13 protein-coding genes and 6 pseudogenes are annotated in these 18,741 nt (G+C 45.6%); 8 read left to right on the forward strand and 11 right to left on the reverse strand.

Annotated features, from left to right (window positions below):
• Nucleotides 1–840: 840 nt before the first annotated feature.
• On the forward strand, nucleotides 841–1,521 hold the full coding sequence (locus N39L_RS27300; protein ID WP_006617127.1) for a Crp/Fnr family transcriptional regulator: 681 nt from the start codon (nucleotides 841–843) through the stop codon (nucleotides 1,519–1,521).
• A gap of 80 nt (nucleotides 1,522–1,601) precedes the next feature.
• Nucleotides 1,602–3,404, forward strand: a complete 1,803-nt coding sequence (locus N39L_RS27305) for a M61 family metallopeptidase (RefSeq protein WP_006617128.1) — start codon at nucleotides 1,602–1,604, stop codon at nucleotides 3,402–3,404.
• A 130-nt stretch (nucleotides 3,405–3,534) separates the two neighbouring features.
• On the opposite strand, the gene N39L_RS27310 is transcribed toward N39L_RS27305, so the two are convergent.
• From N39L_RS27310 to N39L_RS27330, 5 genes and pseudogenes are all read right to left on the reverse strand, one after another.
• On the reverse strand, nucleotides 3,535–3,837 hold the full coding sequence (locus N39L_RS27310; protein ID WP_006617129.1) for a type II toxin-antitoxin system RelE/ParE family toxin: 303 nt from the start codon (nucleotides 3,835–3,837) through the stop codon (nucleotides 3,535–3,537).
• Nucleotides 3,822–4,079: a hypothetical protein gene (locus N39L_RS27315; RefSeq protein WP_006625968.1), complete on the reverse strand. Its 258-nt coding sequence runs from the start codon at nucleotides 4,077–4,079 to the stop codon at nucleotides 3,822–3,824. The genes N39L_RS27310 and N39L_RS27315 overlap by 16 nt, the downstream gene beginning before the upstream one ends.
• Nucleotides 4,080–4,367: 288 nt before the next feature.
• Nucleotides 4,368–5,579, reverse strand: a pseudogene (locus N39L_RS27320) (group II intron reverse transcriptase); the annotation flags it as partial.
• A 1,006-nt stretch (nucleotides 5,580–6,585) separates the two neighbouring features.
• Nucleotides 6,586–6,827, reverse strand: a pseudogene (locus N39L_RS27325) (HNH endonuclease).
• A gap of 21 nt (nucleotides 6,828–6,848) precedes the next feature.
• On the reverse strand, nucleotides 6,849–7,040 hold the full coding sequence (locus N39L_RS27330; RefSeq protein WP_014276936.1) for a reverse transcriptase N-terminal domain-containing protein: 192 nt from the start codon (nucleotides 7,038–7,040) through the stop codon (nucleotides 6,849–6,851).
• Nucleotides 7,041–7,071: 31 nt separating this feature from the next.
• Between N39L_RS27330 and N39L_RS27335 the strand changes: the two are divergent.
• Nucleotides 7,072–7,474 (forward strand): annotated as a pseudogene (locus N39L_RS27335) (IS1 family transposase); the annotation flags it as partial.
• 104 nt (nucleotides 7,475–7,578) lie between these two features.
• On the opposite strand, the gene N39L_RS33410 reads toward N39L_RS27335, so the two are convergent.
• The 5 genes from N39L_RS33410 to N39L_RS27355 form a co-directional block, all read right to left on the reverse strand.
• Nucleotides 7,579–8,049, reverse strand: a complete 471-nt coding sequence (locus N39L_RS33410) for an HNH endonuclease (RefSeq protein WP_014275814.1) — start codon at nucleotides 8,047–8,049, stop codon at nucleotides 7,579–7,581.
• Nucleotides 8,050–8,199: 150 nt separating this feature from the next.
• The gene (locus N39L_RS33415; RefSeq protein ID WP_014275813.1) at nucleotides 8,200–8,748 is read right to left on the reverse strand and encodes a reverse transcriptase domain-containing protein; all 549 of its coding nucleotides are present in this window, start codon (nucleotides 8,746–8,748) and stop codon (nucleotides 8,200–8,202) included.
• On the reverse strand, nucleotides 8,738–8,968 hold the full coding sequence (locus N39L_RS27345) for a reverse transcriptase domain-containing protein (RefSeq protein ID WP_014275812.1): 231 nt from the start codon (nucleotides 8,966–8,968) through the stop codon (nucleotides 8,738–8,740). Before N39L_RS27345 ends, N39L_RS33415 begins: the two co-directional genes overlap by 11 nt.
• Nucleotides 8,928–9,149 carry a hypothetical protein gene (locus N39L_RS27350; protein WP_014275811.1) on the reverse strand — a complete coding sequence of 74 codons (222 nt, stop codon included), beginning with the start codon at nucleotides 9,147–9,149 and terminating at the stop codon, nucleotides 8,928–8,930. The genes N39L_RS27345 and N39L_RS27350 overlap by 41 nt, the downstream gene beginning before the upstream one ends.
• Nucleotides 9,150–9,170: 21 nt before the next feature.
• Nucleotides 9,171–9,395, reverse strand: coding sequence for a reverse transcriptase N-terminal domain-containing protein (locus N39L_RS27355; RefSeq protein WP_014275810.1), 225 nt, complete (start codon nucleotides 9,393–9,395; stop codon nucleotides 9,171–9,173).
• A gap of 663 nt (nucleotides 9,396–10,058) precedes the next feature.
• Between N39L_RS27355 and N39L_RS27360 the strand changes: the two are divergent.
• Nucleotides 10,059–10,364 (forward strand): annotated as a pseudogene (locus N39L_RS27360) (IS1 family transposase); the annotation flags it as partial.
• A gap of 783 nt (nucleotides 10,365–11,147) precedes the next feature.
• On the opposite strand, the gene thrS reads toward N39L_RS27360, so the two are convergent.
• On the reverse strand, nucleotides 11,148–12,962 hold the full coding sequence (gene thrS / locus N39L_RS27365; protein WP_006616117.1) for a threonine--tRNA ligase: 1,815 nt from the start codon (nucleotides 12,960–12,962) through the stop codon (nucleotides 11,148–11,150).
• 1,897 nt (nucleotides 12,963–14,859) lie between these two features.
• Here thrS and N39L_RS33420 point away from each other — a divergent pair.
• The 4 genes and pseudogenes from N39L_RS33420 to N39L_RS27390 all read left to right on the forward strand — a co-directional run.
• Nucleotides 14,860–15,481: pseudogene (locus N39L_RS33420) on the forward strand (reverse transcriptase N-terminal domain-containing protein); the annotation flags it as partial.
• An 889-nt stretch (nucleotides 15,482–16,370) separates the two neighbouring features.
• A pseudogene (locus N39L_RS27380) lies at nucleotides 16,371–17,552 on the forward strand (group II intron reverse transcriptase); the annotation flags it as partial.
• Nucleotides 17,553–17,721: 169 nt separating this feature from the next.
• Complete coding sequence (locus tag N39L_RS27385; RefSeq protein ID WP_006625973.1) at nucleotides 17,722–18,063, forward strand: DUF2605 domain-containing protein; 342 nt, start codon at nucleotides 17,722–17,724, stop codon at nucleotides 18,061–18,063.
• Between the two features lie 194 nt (nucleotides 18,064–18,257).
• The gene (locus N39L_RS27390) at nucleotides 18,258–18,569 is read left to right on the forward strand and encodes a DUF2973 domain-containing protein (RefSeq protein ID WP_006616059.1); all 312 of its coding nucleotides are present in this window, start codon (nucleotides 18,258–18,260) and stop codon (nucleotides 18,567–18,569) included.
• The last annotated feature ends 172 nt before the right edge of the window (nucleotides 18,570–18,741 follow it).

Consider the following 18,741-nt stretch of genomic DNA (forward strand, 5'->3'; position numbering starts at 1 on the left):
GATGCGGATTTCATAAACCTTTACCAACAGGTTGGATCTGTGCTCATATTCAGGGGCAATCGGTTTCGGATAGTTGAAATTAGGATGAGACCTTTCCCAAGCATGGACATATACAACTGTTTATCAGTTTATGGCCATTTTAGCCGATTGCTCAATTTCCCAAGGATTTTGCTGATAATTATATAAGTGTCGCACTGGATCGCCACTTCTATCTGTGTTTGTTGGCACTAACTTTTATTGCTGATCAAAATTTGTTGGGCTTGATAGGGAACTTCCCTTGGTATAATTAAATTTGACCACAATTATGCTACTCGGGGTCTCTCCCTATACCCGCAGGATTGGTGAGGGATGAATCTGTAACCTAATCTTTGGACACAGTTACTCATTCATCCCCAAATTGGGTGGCTATGGTTCGGATAGGGCAATTTCAGCAGTCCGTAGGGCGGGCGATACTACGGAGTATCGCGGAGCGATCGCGGTCTTGCTGGTGGGAATCGTAGTGCGGGCGGGTGCGGGAAGTTAGCTGGTGTTTCCAATTGCTGATCTATTACCTGCCACTAGGCACAGACTCCAAGCAGCGCCCTAACTGTTTCTGGTGGTTGATGACGATCGCGCTCCTACGGTATAAATTAGCCGTGATTTGAATGCCTCCATTAATTGGGAGACAGCATACGGTGCGTTGCATCGATCAACTTTCGGGAAAACCAGCCAAGGAGCGTATTGGCAACGCACGCGGAAAGGGTAACTTCAAATCTCTAGTGAGTGATCCAAATCTCGAAGCCCCTTGCAGTTTGTGAGGTGGTGTGTCAACATAAAACTTCTGACTTAGCGCGAGTTCTCATGCAGACTGAGGCTTTTAGTGAGCTTTTTCCTCTTTTTAAAGGGGCAAACCCAGAAACTCTGGAATGGTTGTTGTCGGTGGCTGTGAAGCACGAGTATCCAGCTAATCGTGCGATCGTGATGGAGGATGCTTGGGGAAATGCAGTTTATTTCATCGTTTCCGGGTGGGTCAAGGTACGGCGACTGTCGGGCGATAATGTAGTCACCCTGGCTATTTTGGGGCGAGGTGATTTTTTTGGTGAAATGGCGATTCTCGATGAGTCTCCACGAGCCAATGATGTGATTGCTTTGTCCTCTGTACGATTGATTAGTGTCTCGGCTCAACGATTTATTCAAACGCTGTTTAAAGACCCACAACTTCATCATCGAATGTTGCAACTTATGGTGCGACGTTTGCGCCAAACTAACCAGCGTTATCAGATCCGACACCGCCCTCCGGCGGTTAAGTTGGCTAATACTTTGGTGGAGTTGGCGGAAAATTATGGCCAGATGACGGAAAAAGGGGCTGATATTTTTAACATTCCTGAACAAGATTTGGCTCATGTTACTGATATCAGCCTCGAAGAGACTAGCAAAATTATCGAAAAACTCAATAGTAAGGGTTGGATTAACATTGATACCGAACGTCAGGTGATCCATTTGATTAATCTCAAGCACCTTAATCAATTGGCTAATCAGTAGGTTTTTCCTCTGGTGGCTGGCTCCTTCGCTCTTGGGGCTTGAGCTAAAATAGCCCTAATTTGTCGCTATTTTTCTGTTTAATGACTCAAGCTATTAGAACCCCCTCCCCAGAGGCTGCTAACTCGACGGTAGCCACCGATTACCTGGTTTCTATGTCCCAGCCGGGGTCTCATTTGTTTGAGGTGCGGTTGCAAATCTCTCGACCAAATTTGGCGGGTCCGATAGTGGACTCCGGGGTGATTGATTTGAAAATGCCGGTGTGGACTCCGGGTTCTTATATGGTGCGGGAGTATGCAAGACATTTGCAGGATTTTCGAGTATGCGATCGCCATGGTAAATCTCTGTCCTGGTCTAAGGTCAGTAAAAATACATGGCGGCTACAAGCAGGAGAGTCGGACTCGCTCATAGTCCACTACCGTATCTACGCCAATGAGTTGACGGTAAGAACTAACCATTTGGATAGCACCCACGGCTATTTTAATGGGGCGGCTCTGTTCTTTTATGTTCCTGGGTGGGAAAATTTGCCGATCCGAGTGGCGATCGCACCTCCAAAGGGTTGGTGGGTTACTACCAGTTTACCGTCCGTTTCAGGGGTCGAAAATACCTTTGAGGCGGCGGATTTTGATACCTTGGTTGATAGTCCTTTTGAGATTGGCACCCATCAGGTTTATGATTTTGAAGCGGCTGGAAAACCTCATCAATTGGCAATTTGGGGCCAAGGAAATGGTGATGTCGATCGCTTAATTACAGATTGTCGGAAAATTATTCACGAGGTTAGCAATCTATTTTCGGGTCTTCCCTATGACCGCTATGTGTTTCTATTGCATTTGTCCAGTCAGGGTTATGGAGGACTGGAACATAAAAATTCCTGCTCTCTTAATTATCCTCGGTTAGGATTGCGAGACCGGGATAAGTATAACCGCTTTATGCAGTTGGTAGCTCATGAGTTTTTTCACCTCTGGAATGTTAAGCGCTTACGCCCGAAAGAGTTGGAAGTGTTTAACTATGAACAAGAATGTTATACGACTTCTTTGTGGTTTTGTGAGGGAGCAACTAGCTATTATGATGGGTGGATTATTTACCGGGCTGGTATTGTTGAGGTTAAGGATTTTTTGAATGGTTTATCTAAGGATATTTCCCGATTTTTAAACAGTCCTGGGCGGTTTGTTCAACCCCTGGGTGAGTCGAGTTGGGATGCTTGGATTAAGTTATATCGCCGCGATGCTTATAGTGACAATAATCAAATTTCCTACTATTTAAAAGGGGAATTGGTGTCATTGATGCTGGAACTGTTGATTCGTAACCGTCATGGAAATAGGCGATCGCTTGATGATGTGATGGTGCTAATGTGGGAAAAATTCGGTAAATCGGAAAAGGGCTATACGGCGGCGGAGTTACAGTCGGCGATCGCTTCGGTGGCGGAAATGGATTTAGATGATTTCTTTAACCGCTATCTTCATGGTACTGAAGAACTGCCTTTAAATGATTATTTGCAACCCTTTGGTTTGGTAATTAAACCTCAAAATAATGATATTGTTCCTGATTTGGGTTGGCGACTGGCGGCGGAAAATGGCAAGACAATAGTTAAATTTGTAGAAGCGGGAAGCCCAGCACAATTGGCGGGAATTGATGCTGAGGATGAATTATTAGCTATCAATGGTTTTCGGGTGAGCGTTGAAAACATTAGCGATCGCTTGCTAGACTTTCAACCTGGGGAGCAGGTCAATATCAGCTTCTTCCATCAAGACGAATTGCGAACCTCTGAAGCTATACTGCGCGCCCCCCGTCCCAGTGCTTATAAAATTACCTCCGTTGAAGAACCGACCCCGGAACAGCAGCGCAATTTTGAGGGATGGCTAGGCTGCCCATATCACAAATTGTAAAAATTGGGTGGGTTTAATACCCCGCCCCTGGTGGGCGGCTTTAATTTCCTGAAGAATTTACAAATACGGTAGTTGAGACTGGAAAGCTACGCCCACAAGGGGCGTAGCACTTCACCCTCATGACTAGAATCTAGTGAGTATTCAAATCGAGCTTTAACAATCGCTTACCGTGAACCACAGCCACAACCGTGACAACATCTCCCTGAATACGGTAGATAATCCGGTAAGTGTAAGCAAACTGTTCTCTAACGGTTTCGTCACCAAACTCCTGAACAATACCACCGGAGAGGGGACATTTGCTCAGATTTCTGGTAGCCTCAATGATTCTCTGTACCACCGCCGCCGCATAGGAAACTGAGTCTCGCGCAATATAAGCCGCGATCGCATCGATATCATCAATGGCTGTCGGTGACCAAACTACTTGATAACCCATTTACTTACTAAACCTTCCGCTTCCTCTTGTGTTAATCTTCGTTCACTATCTGCAATAGTAATACCCTGGCGGTACTTTTCTATAACATAAAGATGATATTGAATATCCTCAAGACTGCAATCCTCCGGTAAATTTTTCAGCAACAACTCAATTTCTTGTTTGACGGTATTCATAAATAAGGTTTCTTTTAATTTAGTTAGTCTCGGTCTATTATATAGTAAATGGAAAATACCTACTAACATTCGTCAATTTCCAGAGCAGCCATAATAATTTTGTCGGCTCAAAAAGATGTAATTTAGGGAGAGTATAGGATATTGATAGAGTGGCGTGGGGGATAGCCCACTGTTAATCGGCAGATACCGGAGGGTGCGATCGCACTTCCCCCGGAAATACTGTTAGTCCCAACTAGGTTAACTATTGGGTTATGCAAACTTCATGGGAGAACCGGAACCGAGTAGGGGTCGAGAGAGATGTCGCCATCTCCCCCTCCCAGACAAAACCGTGCTTGCGAGTTTCCCAGCACACGGCTCCTAATTTGACTGCTCCATTGTTAAGGATACAGCATTGGCGTTATCTAGCGCCGTTTGATCATCATGACAGTGGCGGTGTAGTAGTTGAAGATTCTTGTATTCGTCCTTTCCGCCGTGGCTTCGAGGTACAATGTGGTCTACTTCAACTAAATCTGATGGGGTGAAGTATTGCCCGCACCAGGCGCATAGGCTTTTTGGCTTTTTGAGTAGTATGGCTACCCTTGTTGGCGTTTCAATTGCTTGTCCTTTTCTGGTTGCCCAGTAGGTCCAGTTTCCGTCATCAAGTGTGGCGTCGGGGCGTATTAGGGTATGTCGGACAATTGGATTCACATTATGATTCCATAATGTGAATCCATCCTTGGTTTTGAATACCCAAGTTTCATGGCTTTCTTTCCCGTTGCTTAGTTTGACCGTTCCGTGTCCGAAATAGTTTCTTAGCTTTTCGTAACTTGCCATTCCGCATCTCGAATCTGTCCATGCCCGTAACATTTCAAAAACTATGTGGTCTAGTTTTCTGAAGGTCTCAGATGAGACTACCCCTGAGTAATAGTTAGACCATCCCCGAATCATCGGGTTTAGCTTACTAATCAAGGCTGATTGGGGTGCAGTTTTATGTTGTTTGATTACACCTTTTATCACTTCTGTATGGGCTTTAACTGCTTTGTTGCTGGGTTTAATGTGGGTTGGGTGTCCGATTAATCGGCTTGCTATCCCACCTGTCTTCCCAGATATGTGTTTTCCAACTGGGTATTGCCTGATATTGAATCCGAGAAAATCAAACCCAGGCTCTTGGGTTTTGCCATCATACTCAATCCTATTGAGTGTATGACCAATTCGAGTCTTTTCAGGTTTGATTTCTAATCCCACTGGCTTTAACCATTCAGAAATGGCAATGGGGCACTGTTCAATGATTCCTAAGTCTTTGGATATGACCACGAAATCATCGGCAGATCGCATAAGGTTAACCTGAATAGCTGTTCCTTTGTTTGGATACATTTCTTTAATTAACCTTTCCATTCCCAACAGTGCGATGTTGGCGAGTATTGGACTTATTACCCCTCCTTGGGGTGTCCCTGCTTCTGTCTCCTCAAATACGCCGTTATCTAGTACACCCGCTTTTAACCATTGTTTCAGGTCTTTCTTCAGGCTACTTGGACAATGAATTTTGGTCAGTAGATAATCATGGTTTATTCGGTCAAAACATTTCGCTATGTGTTAGGGGTCGAGAATGGAGTCACCACCATCCCCTCCCATTCAGAACCATACGTGAAAGTTTCCCTTCATACGGCTCCTGGTGTGGATACCCTGTTTTGTCCAAGGAGCAGAATCAACAGACCTGCTTTTTACTTCGATGTTCAGAGCTATATGCAGCACGTAGTCTTTCAACTCGTCCTCGCCATTATACTCTTACTGACCGCAGTATCTATATCCACACCGTGACAATTGGGCATATCCCAACCATGACAATTGGGCTTTAGCTTCTGGTCACATCCTTCACCCTCTAAGCATGCGCTTACATTTTTCACTACTGCCTTGTGAATTGCATTACTCACTTGTTTATGGGCAGAGCATTAGAGGGGTTACAACGTTCCGATTATATGGGCATTCCATCGTTAGATTTGTCCTATCGACCGGGGTACTTCTAAAGGTCTGTGTGGGTAGAATGCAGAATCCCCCACTTTTCCCCTTGCCCTTTTGGGCGCAGCGTGTCAACCTATTTCGCTGCTCGTGCTTTACGATGGTTCAAGTCGGACATTCGGTCTTCCTAATCATAGATGGTTGGCAGTGGTCGCGTCTTGGTGGTAGGTTCTACCTCACGCCTTCCGTTCCCCGCTTCTATCCTGGAGTTATGATTTCCAAAACTGGGGGTGGCTATCGCCGTTACTCTCTACTCCCTGATTTCTCAGTTCGTTTATGACCTTGAGTTCCCTGCCTTGCTTAGTTACCTAAGCGTCGGGACATATAATCAGTTATGAGGATGCTCAGGAGAGGCCTCCTTATATCCAGATTCGGAGCTGGAATCCTCACCGGGTAGTTATTTCGGGCATTTCAGCCCTATTTCATACCCGAACGTCTCGCACCCGCATCTAGTATATAGTATTCCCCTTGGTTTATACTCAGGAAAATACGAGCTATTGCATCTTGGGCTGACCTGCCTGGTCTGAACCCGTAGCTTGTGCTTTCAAATCTTGATTCCCATTCAGGCTCAAGTGCCGACTTAACCAAGGCTTGCCTCGCTCTGTCTTGGATTGTGGGTATTCCCAGGGGGCATTTGTCATCCCTGCCAGGTTTTGGTATCCATACTCTCCTAAGTGCTTTGGCTTTGAGATTTCCTTTAATGTTCTCCGCTCAAGTCAGTCTTTGTTCTGGAGATATTACTATCATTCCATCGACACCGGCTGTCTTTTTGCCTTGGCCCGCTTGGGGGGCGGGTTCATTAAGCTGACTGTTGGGAAGCATGGCTGACCGTGGAACCCGCCCCTACAGCCGCACTGCTAAGAGCCGGGCATAATATGATTTCACCAATAGACGTTGCCACCTTCTGGCCTTCGCGTCCTGTCCCGATTTAGCTGCTTGAAATATCCTCTTTTGGAGCTTAAAAACTTTCCGCTGAACCTTAGCCCATGGGATAGCTTTCCATACGTTATTCATAGTCTTGATTGGGTGTTGCATAATAGAAAATGATATTCTCAAATAAATCAAGATGGATTGTCCTTATTGCCAAAGCCATAAAGTAGTCAAAAATGGTCATCGTCAGGGAAAACAGAGTTACCTGTGCCGTGAATGTGGTCGCCAATTTCGAGAAAATCCCTGTCCTGGAGGTTACAGTTCTGATGTCAAAGAGCTTTGTGTGAAAATGTCCCTCAATGGCATGGGATTTCGAGCCATTGAGAGAGTCACTGGTATTTCTCACAACACAATACTTAACTGGGTTAGAGTTGCAGAAACCCAGATGTGATGAGGAAAACTATGAAATTCCTGAAATAGCTCAAATTGATGAGCTTCAGACTTTTGTGGGTTCAAAAAAAACCATCTGGGTCTGGACAGTTGTGAATACCAAACTGCCTGGAATTCTGAAGTTTGTCATAGGCGACCGCTCATTGCTGAATTAGGAGTCGAGATAGACCTCACGGTCTACCCCTCCCATTCAGCAGCAGAACCGTACATGAGAATTTCACCTCATACGGCTCCTAGTTTGACCGTCTCCTTGTTAAGAGTACAGCATCATCTCTTCATCAAGAGCTGTTTTATCATCGTGACAATGGCGATGTAATAGTTGAAGATTCTTGTATTCATCCTTTCCGCCTTGGCTTCTAGGTACAATATGGTCTACTTCAATAAAGTCTGACGGGGTAAAGAATTGCCCACACCAGGTACATCTACCTTTTGGTTTCTTGAGTAGTTTTGCAACTCTATTTGGCGTATCGATTGCTTGTCCTTTCCTGTTTGCCCAGTAAGTCCAATTTCCGTCATAAAGTGTTGCTTCCGGGCGTATTAGGGTGTGTCTGACAATTGGAGTCCACTTATGTTTCCATAATTGGATTCCATCTTTGGTCTGGAATAACCAAGATTCATGCCTTTCTTTCCCATTGCTAAGTTTAACCATTCCATGTCTGAAATAGTTTCCTAGCTTTTCGTAACTTGCCTTTTGGCATCTTGATTTTGTCCATGCCCGTAACATTTGCCAAACTATGTTGTCTAGCTTATTGAAGGTCTCTGTTGAGACTACCGCTGAATAATAATTTGTCCATCACCGAATCATCGGGTTTAGATGTTTAATCAGGGCTGATTGAGGTGCAGTTTTAGATTGTTTAATTACACCTTTTATCGCTTATGTGTGGGCAACTGCTTTTGGGCTGGGTTTTATGTGGGTTTTATGTCCGATTAATCGGCTCTTACGTCCCCCTGTTTTTCCAGTTTTATATTTTCCTACTGGGTATTGCCTGATATTGAATCCGAGGAAATCAAACCCAGGTTCTTCTGTTTTGCCATTAGACTCAATAGGTTTGAGTGTGTGACCAATTCGAGTCTTTTCGGGTTTAATCTCTAATCCTACAGGTTTTAACCATTCGGTGATAGCAGTTTTGCACTGTTCAATGATTCCTAGGTCTTTGGAGATTACCACGAAATCATCGGCGTATCTTATAAGGTTTATCTGAGTGGTTGTTCCTTTGTTAGGATACATTTCTTTAACTAGCCTTTCCATTCCCAACAGTGCGATGTTGGCGAGTATTGGACTTATTACCCCTCCTTGAGGTGTCCCTGTTTCTGTATCCTCTAATACACCGTTATCTAGCACGCCGGCTTTGAGCCATTGTTTCAGGTCTCTTTTTAGGCTACTTGGACAATGAATTTTGGACAGTAGGTAATCATGGTTCACGGTAAGAGCATTTTGCTATATCGGCATCGAGAACATAATATTGTCCTCGATTTATGGCAATATAAATTCTGCCAATTGCGTCATGGGCGGACCGTCCGGGACGGAACCCGTAGCTTGTACCTTCAAATCTCGATTCCCATTCAGGTTCGAGAGCCGACTTGACCAAGGCTTGCCTTGCTCTATCTTGGATTGTGGGTATTCCTATTCCAGCTTTTTTCATCCCTGCCAGGTTTTGGTATCCACACCCGTCGCAGTGGTTTTGCTTTGATATTTCCCTTAATGTTCTCCACAAGCTCAAACCTTTGTCTTGGAGAGATTACTCTTACTCCATCAACTCCGGCTGTCTTCTTGCCTTGACCCGCCTGGGGGGCGGGTTTATTAAGCTGACTGTTGGGAAGCATGGCTGACCGTGGAACCCGCCCCTACAGTCGCACTGCTAGGAGCCGGGCATAATATGACTTCACCAATAGACGTTGCCATCTTCGTCCCTTAGCGTCTTGTCCCGATTTAGCTGCTTGAAATATACTCTTTTGGAGCTTGAATACTTTCCGTTGAACCTTAGTCCATGGGATTGTCTTCCATGCGTTGTTCGTAGTCTTGATTGGTTTTGGTTTTCCCAACCCTTTCTTTAAACTCGCTATCGCCATTTGTACACCTACTAAACTCTATTCCTTACAATCAAACCGTGACCTGTTAGCATATCCCTACTATTACAGCAGGGTGTTGGCTTTTGGTCACATCTCACATCCTCCGAGACTTGCGGTTACACTTATCCCTACTGATATTTCGACCAAATAATCAGAGTCTAGGAGGACTTAAAACGTTCCATTTATATGGGCATTCCATCTTGAGATTTGTCCTTTCCACCGGGGTACTTTTAAAGGTCTGTGTAGGTGATGAAAAGATTACCCTACTTTTCCCCTTACTCTTTTGAGCGCAGCGTATCAACCTGTTTCGCTGCTCAATAATGACGATGGTTCAAGCCGGACATTCGGTTTCCCTAATCATGGATGGTTGGCAGTGGTCGCATCTGGTAGTAGGTTCTACTTCACCCCTTCCGTTCCCCGCTTCAGTCCTGGGGTTATGATTCCCAAAACTGGGGGTGGCTGTCGCCGTTACTCTTTACTCCCTGATTTCTCAGTTGGTTCATGACCTTGAGTTCCCTGCCTTGTTTGGATTTTTCCAAACGTCGGGACATATAAACAGTTATGAGGATGGTCAGGAGTGCGCTCCTTATATTCAACCAAGGGGTATAAATCCTCACCAGGCAGTTATTTCGGGCATGGCAGCCCTATTTCATGCCTGAACGTCTCGCACCTTTTACCACATTATGGCAAATGATTCAGGGCTGGGCTTGTTTTCTATATATTACGGACGGATACAAAGTTTATCCTTGCTTAATTGAGGATTGCAATCATCTAGTCAGCAAAACGGCTATGACAAGAGTAGAAGGAGAAAACTGCCGTCTGAGGCACTATTTAGCCAGGCTACATCGCAAAACTTTGTGTTATTCCAAGTCCACTGAGATGTTGTACAAATCAATTCGCTTACTTATCTATTATTTGAAGCATGGACAACTTCCTCCGTTCTCTTCATCATTCCTCACTGTGCAATAACCTTGATTGGTTTCGATTTCTAGAATCCTTTCTTTCAACTCGCTTGCGTCATTTAAACACCCACTAGACTCTATTCTTACAATCAAACCGTGACCTGTTAGCATTTCCCGTCCATTACAGCCGGGCGTTGGCTTTTGGTCACATCTCACATCCTCTAGGACTTGCGGTTACACTTATCCCTACTAACTACCTCGACCAGATACTCAGAGTCCAGGAGGACTTAAAACGTTCCGTTTATATGGGCCTTCCATCTTTAGATTTGTCCTCAGAACCGGGGTACTTTCAAGGTCTGTGTAGGTAGTATAAGGTCTGTGTAGGTAGTATAAGGAGCCTCCTACTTTTCCCCTTACTCTTTTGAGCGCAGCGTTTCAACCTATTTCGCTACTTGATTCTTACGATGGTTCAAGCCGGACATTTGGTCTCCCTAATCATGGATGGTTGGCAGTGGTCTCGTTTCTGATACTAGGTTGTATCTCGGAGCCTTCCGTTCCCCGCTTCAATCCTGGGGTTATGATTCCCAAAACTGGGGGTGGCTATCGCCGTTACTCTCTACTCCCTGATTTCTCAGTTGGTTTATGACCTTGAGTTCCCTGCCTTGCTTAGATTTCTCCAAGCGTCGGGACATATAAACAGTTATGGGGATGGTCAGGAGTGCGTTCCTTATATTCAACCAAAGGGTTGAAGTCCCCACCAGGCGGTTATTTCGGGTATCTCAACCCTATTTCATGCCTGAACGTCTCGCACCCCTGATATTGAATCATAGCAGGTTTTAACCGTTCCCGGCTAAAAATCAGCAAAGTTAGCGAGCGCAAATTGTAGTCGGCTTTGGGTTTCCGCCACCGTCAAGGTCCCCAATTCTCCTAGTGCGCGGGTACGGATACTGAGACTATTAGACTCCACTTCCTTAGCCCCCACCACAGCCATAACTGGGACTTTAGCCTTTTCTGCATTACGAATCATTTTACCCAAGCGATCGTGACTGTGATCAGCTTCCGCGCGAATATCAAGCGATCGCCATTTTTCAGCCACAGACTCCACAAAAGGCAAAAACTCGTCACTAACAGGTAACAACCGCACCATTACCGGAGCCAACCATAGGGGAAAATCCCCCGTATACTCCTCAATCAAAATCCCGATCAACCGTTCCAGGGACCCAAAGGGGGCGCGGTGAATCATCACCGGGCGCTGGCGGGTTCCATCTTCGGCCACATATTCGAGATCAAACCTTTCTGGTAAATTATAATCCACCTGAACCGTTCCTAACTGCCATTCTCGTTCCAAAGCATCCTGAACAATAAAATCCAACTTAGGACCATAAAAGGCAGCCTCACCAATACCCTCAAAATAATTCATTCCCAGAGTTTCCACCGCGCGGCGGATCGCATTTTCTGCCTTTTCCCAGGCTTGGTCTGAACCGATATATTTATCAGAATTAGGGTCACGGAAACTCAAACGGGCTTTAAAGGACTGATCCAACTTGAGTTTTTTGAGGACAGACTGAATCAGATCAACCACCTTGAGAAACTCATCATCCAACTGTTCCGGGGTAACAAACAGGTGAGCATCATCTTGGGTAAAGCCGCGCACACGGGTTAATCCTCCCAATTCCCCCGACTGTTCGTAGCGGTAAACCGTCCCAAATTCAGCCAAACGGATGGGCAATTCCCTATAGGAGCGTAGACTAGATTTATAAATTTGTACATGGAAGGGGCAGTTCATAGCCTTGAGGACAAACCCCTCGTCCTCTGATTCTCCCATCATGGGAAAGAGGTCTTCGCGGTATTTTTGCCAGTGACCAGAGGTTTTAAACAAATTGACCCGCCCCAAATGGGGGGTAACCACTGGTTGATATCCCCGCCGCACCTGTTCTCGTTTAAGGAAGTCCTCAAGGGTTGTCCTCAGAATTGTACCTTTAGGAGTCCACAGAGGTAGCCCCGGACCCACTTGATCGGAAAATATAAATAGTCCTAATTCTTTCCCTAAACGGCGGTGGTCTCGTCTGAGAGCTTCTTCTTTCCGGCGTTTATATTCTGCGAGTTGTTCTGGGGTTTCCCAGGCTGTACCGTAAATGCGTTGGAGTTGAGCTTTGGTTTCGTCTCCCCGCCAATAGGCTCCCGCCACGCTTTCTAATTCGATCGCTTTTGGGTTAATATCTCCGGTAGTTTCAACGTGAGGTCCGGCGCATAAATCCCACCATTGATCGCCCAGATGGTAAATGGTAATTGGTTCCGTTAGGTCAGCCAGGATTTCTAGCTTGTAGGGTTCTCCTAGGGTTTCAATGCGCCGTTGGGCTTCTTCCCGGCTAACTTCCTCCCGGATAACGGGTAGTTTCCGCTTGAGGATTTTTACCATCTCTTTTTTGATGGCTTTTAGGTCTTGTTCCGTAAAAGGTTCCGGGCTATCAAAGTCATAGTAGAAGCCGTTTTCAATCCATGGTCCTATAGTTACTTGAGCCTTGGGAAACAACTTCTGGACTGCCATAGCCATTACATGAGAAGTGGTGTGGCGAATCCTTTTTAGTTGATCAGATTGGCTGGTTTTGGGAAGATGGATTTTTTGGGGCTGTTCTGAAGTTGCCTGTGAATTTTCGATAGCCATCGAGCATCAATTTGTGAATTGGTTGTTTGTACCGGCTTAGGTTGCTGGTCAGCTTGACCCAGACTCCAAGCCTTTCGGGGAAGGAGACGATCGCCATCGGACCAGGCTCTAGCCTTCCCATCGGATGAGCCTATTGTAGCTAAACTAGGGTAGATATGCTCAAATTTATCTTGACAGTTTGTGGGACCATATCCTAAAACTTTTGTTAAGAAAATTGTTAAGAATTGTAAAGAGTGTTAATATATTGACTAAGTGCGAGACGTTCAGGCATGAAATAGGGTTTCAATACCCGAAATAACCGCCTGGTGAGAATTTCAACCCCTTGGTTGAATATAAGGAACGCACTCCTGAGCATCCTCATAACTGTTTATATGTCCCAACGATTAGTATCCTACGATACAAAATCAAGGCAGGGAACCCAAGGTCAATACACTCTGTAACATTTCGTAACAATTCTTAACATAACGGAAACGTGACGAAACAGAGATGAGGGTAACGGCGATAGCCACCCCCAGTTTCAGGACCCACAACCCTAGAATTGAAGCGGGGAACGGAAGGCTCCGAGGTGTAACCCAACACCAGAATCGAGACCACTGCCAACCATCCATGATTAGGGAAACCGAATGTCCGGCTTGAACCATCGTCAATATAAAGTAGCGAAATAGGTTGATACGCTACGCTCAAAAGAGTAAGGGGAAAAGTAGGAGGATATTTTAACTACCTACACAGACCTTTAAAGTACCTCGGTGGAAAGGACAAATCTAAAGATGGAATGCCCATATAAACGGAACGTTTTAACCCCTCTTAGGCTCTGATTATCTGGTCGAAGTAGTCAGTAGTGACAAGTGTAAGCGCAAGGTGCGAAACGTTTGGGAGACCAAATAGGGCTGCAATGCCTGAAATCACTTCCCAGTGGGACTTATACCCCTTGGTAGAATATAAGGAATGTCTCATTCTAGCTATAGCAATATAGATAGGATTGCTGACCATCCCATAACTATCTATGTGTCCCAACGCTTGGTCTCAACAACCAAGCAAGGCAGGGAAACTCAAGGTCAAGACAGAACGCTAGAACGATGGAGTCGTGACCCATCTAGTAAAGCAGGAAGTTGAGAGTAACGGCGATAGCCACCCCCAGTTTTAGGATTCACAACCCGTCAGATTGAAGCGGGGAACGGAAGGCGTAATAGAGGAACCTACCTCTCACTCGACCACTGCCAACCATCCATGATTAGGGAAACCGAATGTCCGGCTGGAACCATCGTAATACACTAGCAGCGAAATAGGTTGACACGCTGCGCCCAAAAGGGCAAGGGGAAAAGTAGGGGGCTCATGCAACTACCTAAAAACAACGAAAGTTGTGCACAGACCTTTAAAGTACCCCGGTTCTGAGGACGAATCTAAAGATGGAATGCCCGCATAGATGGAACGTTGTAACCCCTCATTAGCTCTCAGTGGCGGGATGTACCCGTGGAGTAGTGAAAGTGTAAGCGTATGCTTTTGAGGGATTAGGATGCGACCAGAAGCCCAAGCCCAATTGTCATGGTGGGGATATGCCCACAGGTCGCGGTGTGGATATAGATACTGCGATTAGTAGGAGTATTATGACGAGAGCGAGTTTAAAGACTACGTGGTTGTATACAGCTCTGAAAGTTGAAGTTACAAAGCAGGGGGTCGTAACCCTGTTCCCATGACAAGGAGTGTCCACATCAGGAGCCGTGTGATGTGAAAGTATCAAGCACGGTTTTGTATGGGAGTTCGGGAAGGTGACTTCTCGTTCGACCCTACCCCCTTGAGGGGGTGAGATGTGACCAAAAGCCAACGCCCGGCTGTAATGGACGGGATATGCTAACGGGTCACGGTTTGATTGCAAGGATAGAGTTTAGTAGGAGTCAAGATGACGAAATCGAGAGATGGTAAAGGATTCGGAAAACCGAAACCTACTAAGACGTGCGTTTGTATGGAAAAGTATCAACTGGGCTAAGGTTCAGCGGTACGTTTTTAAGCTCCAAAAGAGGATATACCAAGCAGCTAAATCGGGACAGGACGCAAAGGCTAGAAGGTTGCAACGTCTATTGGTGAAATCATATTATGCCCGGCTCCTAGCAGTGCGGCTGTAGGGGTGGGTTCCACGGTCAGCCATGCTTGCCAACAGTCAGCTTAATGAACCCGCCCCCCAAGCGGGTCAAGGAAAGAAAACGGCTGGGGTAGATGGTGTGATAGCGCTATCCCCCAAACACAGGCTGGAAATGACCGAGAGAATCAAAGGAAATCTCAAAGCAAAACCACTGCGACGGGTGTGGATACCTAAACCCGCTAGGGATGAAAAACGACCGCTGGGAATACCCACAATCCAAGACAGAGCCAGGCAAGCCTTGGTTAAGTCGGCTCTCGAACCCGAATGGGAAGCGAGATTTGAAAGCACAAGCTATGGGTTCAGACCAGGCAGGTCAGCCCAAGACGCAATTGGTAGAATCTACGTTGCCATAAAAACGAATAGTTACTACATTTTAGATGCAGGTGCGAGACGTTCGGGTATGAAATAGGGCTGAAATGCCCGAAATAACTACCCGGTGAGGATTCCAGCTCCGAATCTGGATATAAGGAGACCTCTCCTGAGCATCCTCATAACTGATTATATGTCCCGACGCTTAGGTAACTAAGCAAGGCAGGGAACTCAAGGTCATAAACGAACTGAGAAATCAGGGAGTAGAGAGTAACGGCGATAGCCACCCCCAGTTTTGGAAATCATAACTCCAGGATAGAAGCGGGGAACGGAAGGCGTGAGGTAGAACCTACCACCAAGACGCGACCACTGCCAACCATCTATGATTAGGAAGACCGAATGTCCGACTTGAACCATCGTAAAGCACGAGCAGCGAAATAGGTTGACACGCTGCGCCCAAAAGGGCAAGGGGAAAAGTGGGGGATTCTGCATTCTACCCACACAGACCTTTAGAAGTACCCCGGTCGATAGGACAAATCTAACGATGGAATGCCCATATAATCGGAACGTTGTAACCCCTCTAATGCTCTGCCCATAAACAAGTGAGTAATGCAATTCACAAGGCAGTAGTGAAAAATGTAAGCGCATGCTTAGAGGGCTAAGGATGTGACCAGAAGCTAAAGCCCAATTGTCATGGTTGGGATATGCCCAATTGTCACGGTGTGGATATAGATACTGCGGTCAGTAAGAGTATAATGGCGAGGACGAGTTGAAAGACTACGTGCTGCATATAGCTCTGAACATCGAAGTAAAAAGCAGGTCTGTTGATTCTGCTCCTTGGACAAAACAGGGTATCCACACCAGGAGCCGTATGAAGGGAAACTTTCACGTATGGTTCTGAATGGGAGGGGATGGTGGTGACTCCATTCTCGACCCCTAACATATAGCGAAATGCTCTTACCGTGAACCATGATTATCTACTGTCCAAAACTCATTTTCCAAGCATCATGAAAAGAGATCTAAAACAATGGTTAAAAGCGGGTGTGCTAGATAACGGCGTATTTGAGGATACAGAAGCAGGGACACCTCAAGGAGGGGTAATAAGTCCACTTATAGCCAACATCGCACTGTTGGGAATTGAAAGGCTAGTTAAAGGAATGTATCCTAATAAAGGAACGGCTACCCAAGTTAACTTGATAAGATACGCCGATGATTTTGTAGTCATATCCAAAGACTTAGGAATCATTGAACAGTGCAAAACTGCTATTTCCGAATGGTTAAAACCTACAGGACTAGAAATCAAACCCCAAAAGACTCGAATCTGTCACACGCTCAATACGATTGAATATGATGGAAAACTTGAGAAACCAGGGTTCGACTTTCTGGGATTCAACATCAGGCAATATCCAGTAGGAAAATACAAATCTGGAAAAACAGGTGGGATAGCAAGCCGATTAATCGGACATATAACCCTCATCAAACCCAGTAATAAAGCAGTTACAGCCAATACAGAAGTGATTAAGGGTGTAATTCAACAACATAAGAAAACACCCCAATCTGCCCTGGTTAGCAAATTAAACCCGATTATTCGGGGATGGTCAAACTACTATTCAGGGGTTGTTTCATCCGAAACCTTCAACAAACTAGATAATATAGTTTGGCAAATGTTAAGGGCATGGACAGTTTCAAGATGCGGAAAGGCAAATCATGAAAAACTGAGTAATTATTTCAGACCTGGAACGGTCACGCTCAGTAATAGGAAAGAAAGACATGAAAAATGGATGTTCCAAACCAAAGACGGGTTACGTCTATATAAAAACAACTGGACACCAATTGTCAGACATACCCTAGTGCGCCCAGACGCAACACTTTATGACGGTAATTGGACTTACTGGGCAACCAGGAAAGGACAAGCAATCGACACGCCAAACAGGGTAGCAAAACTACTCAAAAAGCCAAAAGGCAAGTGTACCTGGTGCGGGCAATACTTCACCCCATCAGACTTAGTTGAAGTAGACCACATTGTACCTAGAAGCCTCGGCGGAAAGGATGAATACAAGAACCTTCAGCTATTACACCGCCACACCCGCGATGATAAGACGGCGCTCGATAACGCCAACGCTGCATCCTTAACAATGGAGCAGTCTGCGCGTGCGTCACATCAGGAAGTTTTTTCCTGTCTATGCCAATTATCGGGATGTGGAAGCACCACTAGAGCCGTGTGAAGGGAAACTTTCATGCACGGTTTTGAATGGGAGGGGTGAAGGCGACTTCACTCTCGACCCCTAATTAATAAACTTTCATCTCGATGCTATGCCGAATCATAACTCCTCAGAAACTGAGTTGCTCAAGGCAATTCTGGAGCCGATGCTGGAAGACTTCCAATATTGGTTTGGGCGATCGCGACAACTCCTGGAAACTGAGAACATCCCTTTTCTGAGTGAACAGCAACAATCAGAAGTCCTAGATCGCATTAAACAAGCCCAGGAAGAGGTCAACACCGCTAAAACACTGTTTCACGCCACCGGATGTCAAGCCGGGATTGAAATGAAGGTGCTAATGCCGTGGCATCAACTCTTAACTGATTGTTGGCGCATTGCTAACCGCTTTCGTTTGGAATCGAAACCCCAGATCGAAAATGGAAATCCCAGTTAAGTTCTAGGGACCGCAGGCTATAGGTAGGTTTTCTCAACTGTTCCTTTCCCGGTTTCGATTTTTAGAGAAACTGTAGCGGTTGCTCCCTAATTTACGGTAAAGTTGTGGTAAATAGAACAAAATCTTAGCCTCGATTCATTAGCTTTTAACAAGGCCCAGTTTTCATCAATTATCCCTACCCCAAGGAGTAAATCATGTTACATCTGCTTTATATTCTGGCTTTTACCACTCTGGCATTTATAGCAGTACGCAATTTAATTCGTAGCCTGTTGACTGTTGGTATGGACTCTCAGCGCTATAATTCTCACTCGGCGGGTGGCTTTAGGTCAGCGGATTCCCGAAATTACCAGAACATCCATCCAGAATTACTAGATGAGTCAGGAAATGTACTCAAAGAACCTTTGCTGGTGATGCGTTCCCTCTCAGTCCAAGATGCGCGAACTCAGCTAGATAACCTTTATCAATCTTCCCCCGGTTCTTCTGAAGAAACTAGAGATGATAGTTAGAAACCAACCATAGAAACCCTAGGGCGGAGGATAGCTTAACCATCTTGAACCTGCCCTTATATTGCCATGGAAAAGCTGAAATGTATCAGGTTAATACAACATATCAGCAATTCTCATTTTGGCGAAAACCTGTTCAAGTCCCCAGCATCCCTGTATCGTAATGACATCTAAG

Origin of the sequence: Limnospira platensis NIES-39 (genome assembly GCF_026000695.1) — a bacterium.
In the GTDB taxonomy this organism is placed as follows: Bacteria; Cyanobacteriota; Cyanobacteriia; order Cyanobacteriales; family Microcoleaceae; genus Limnospira; species Limnospira platensis.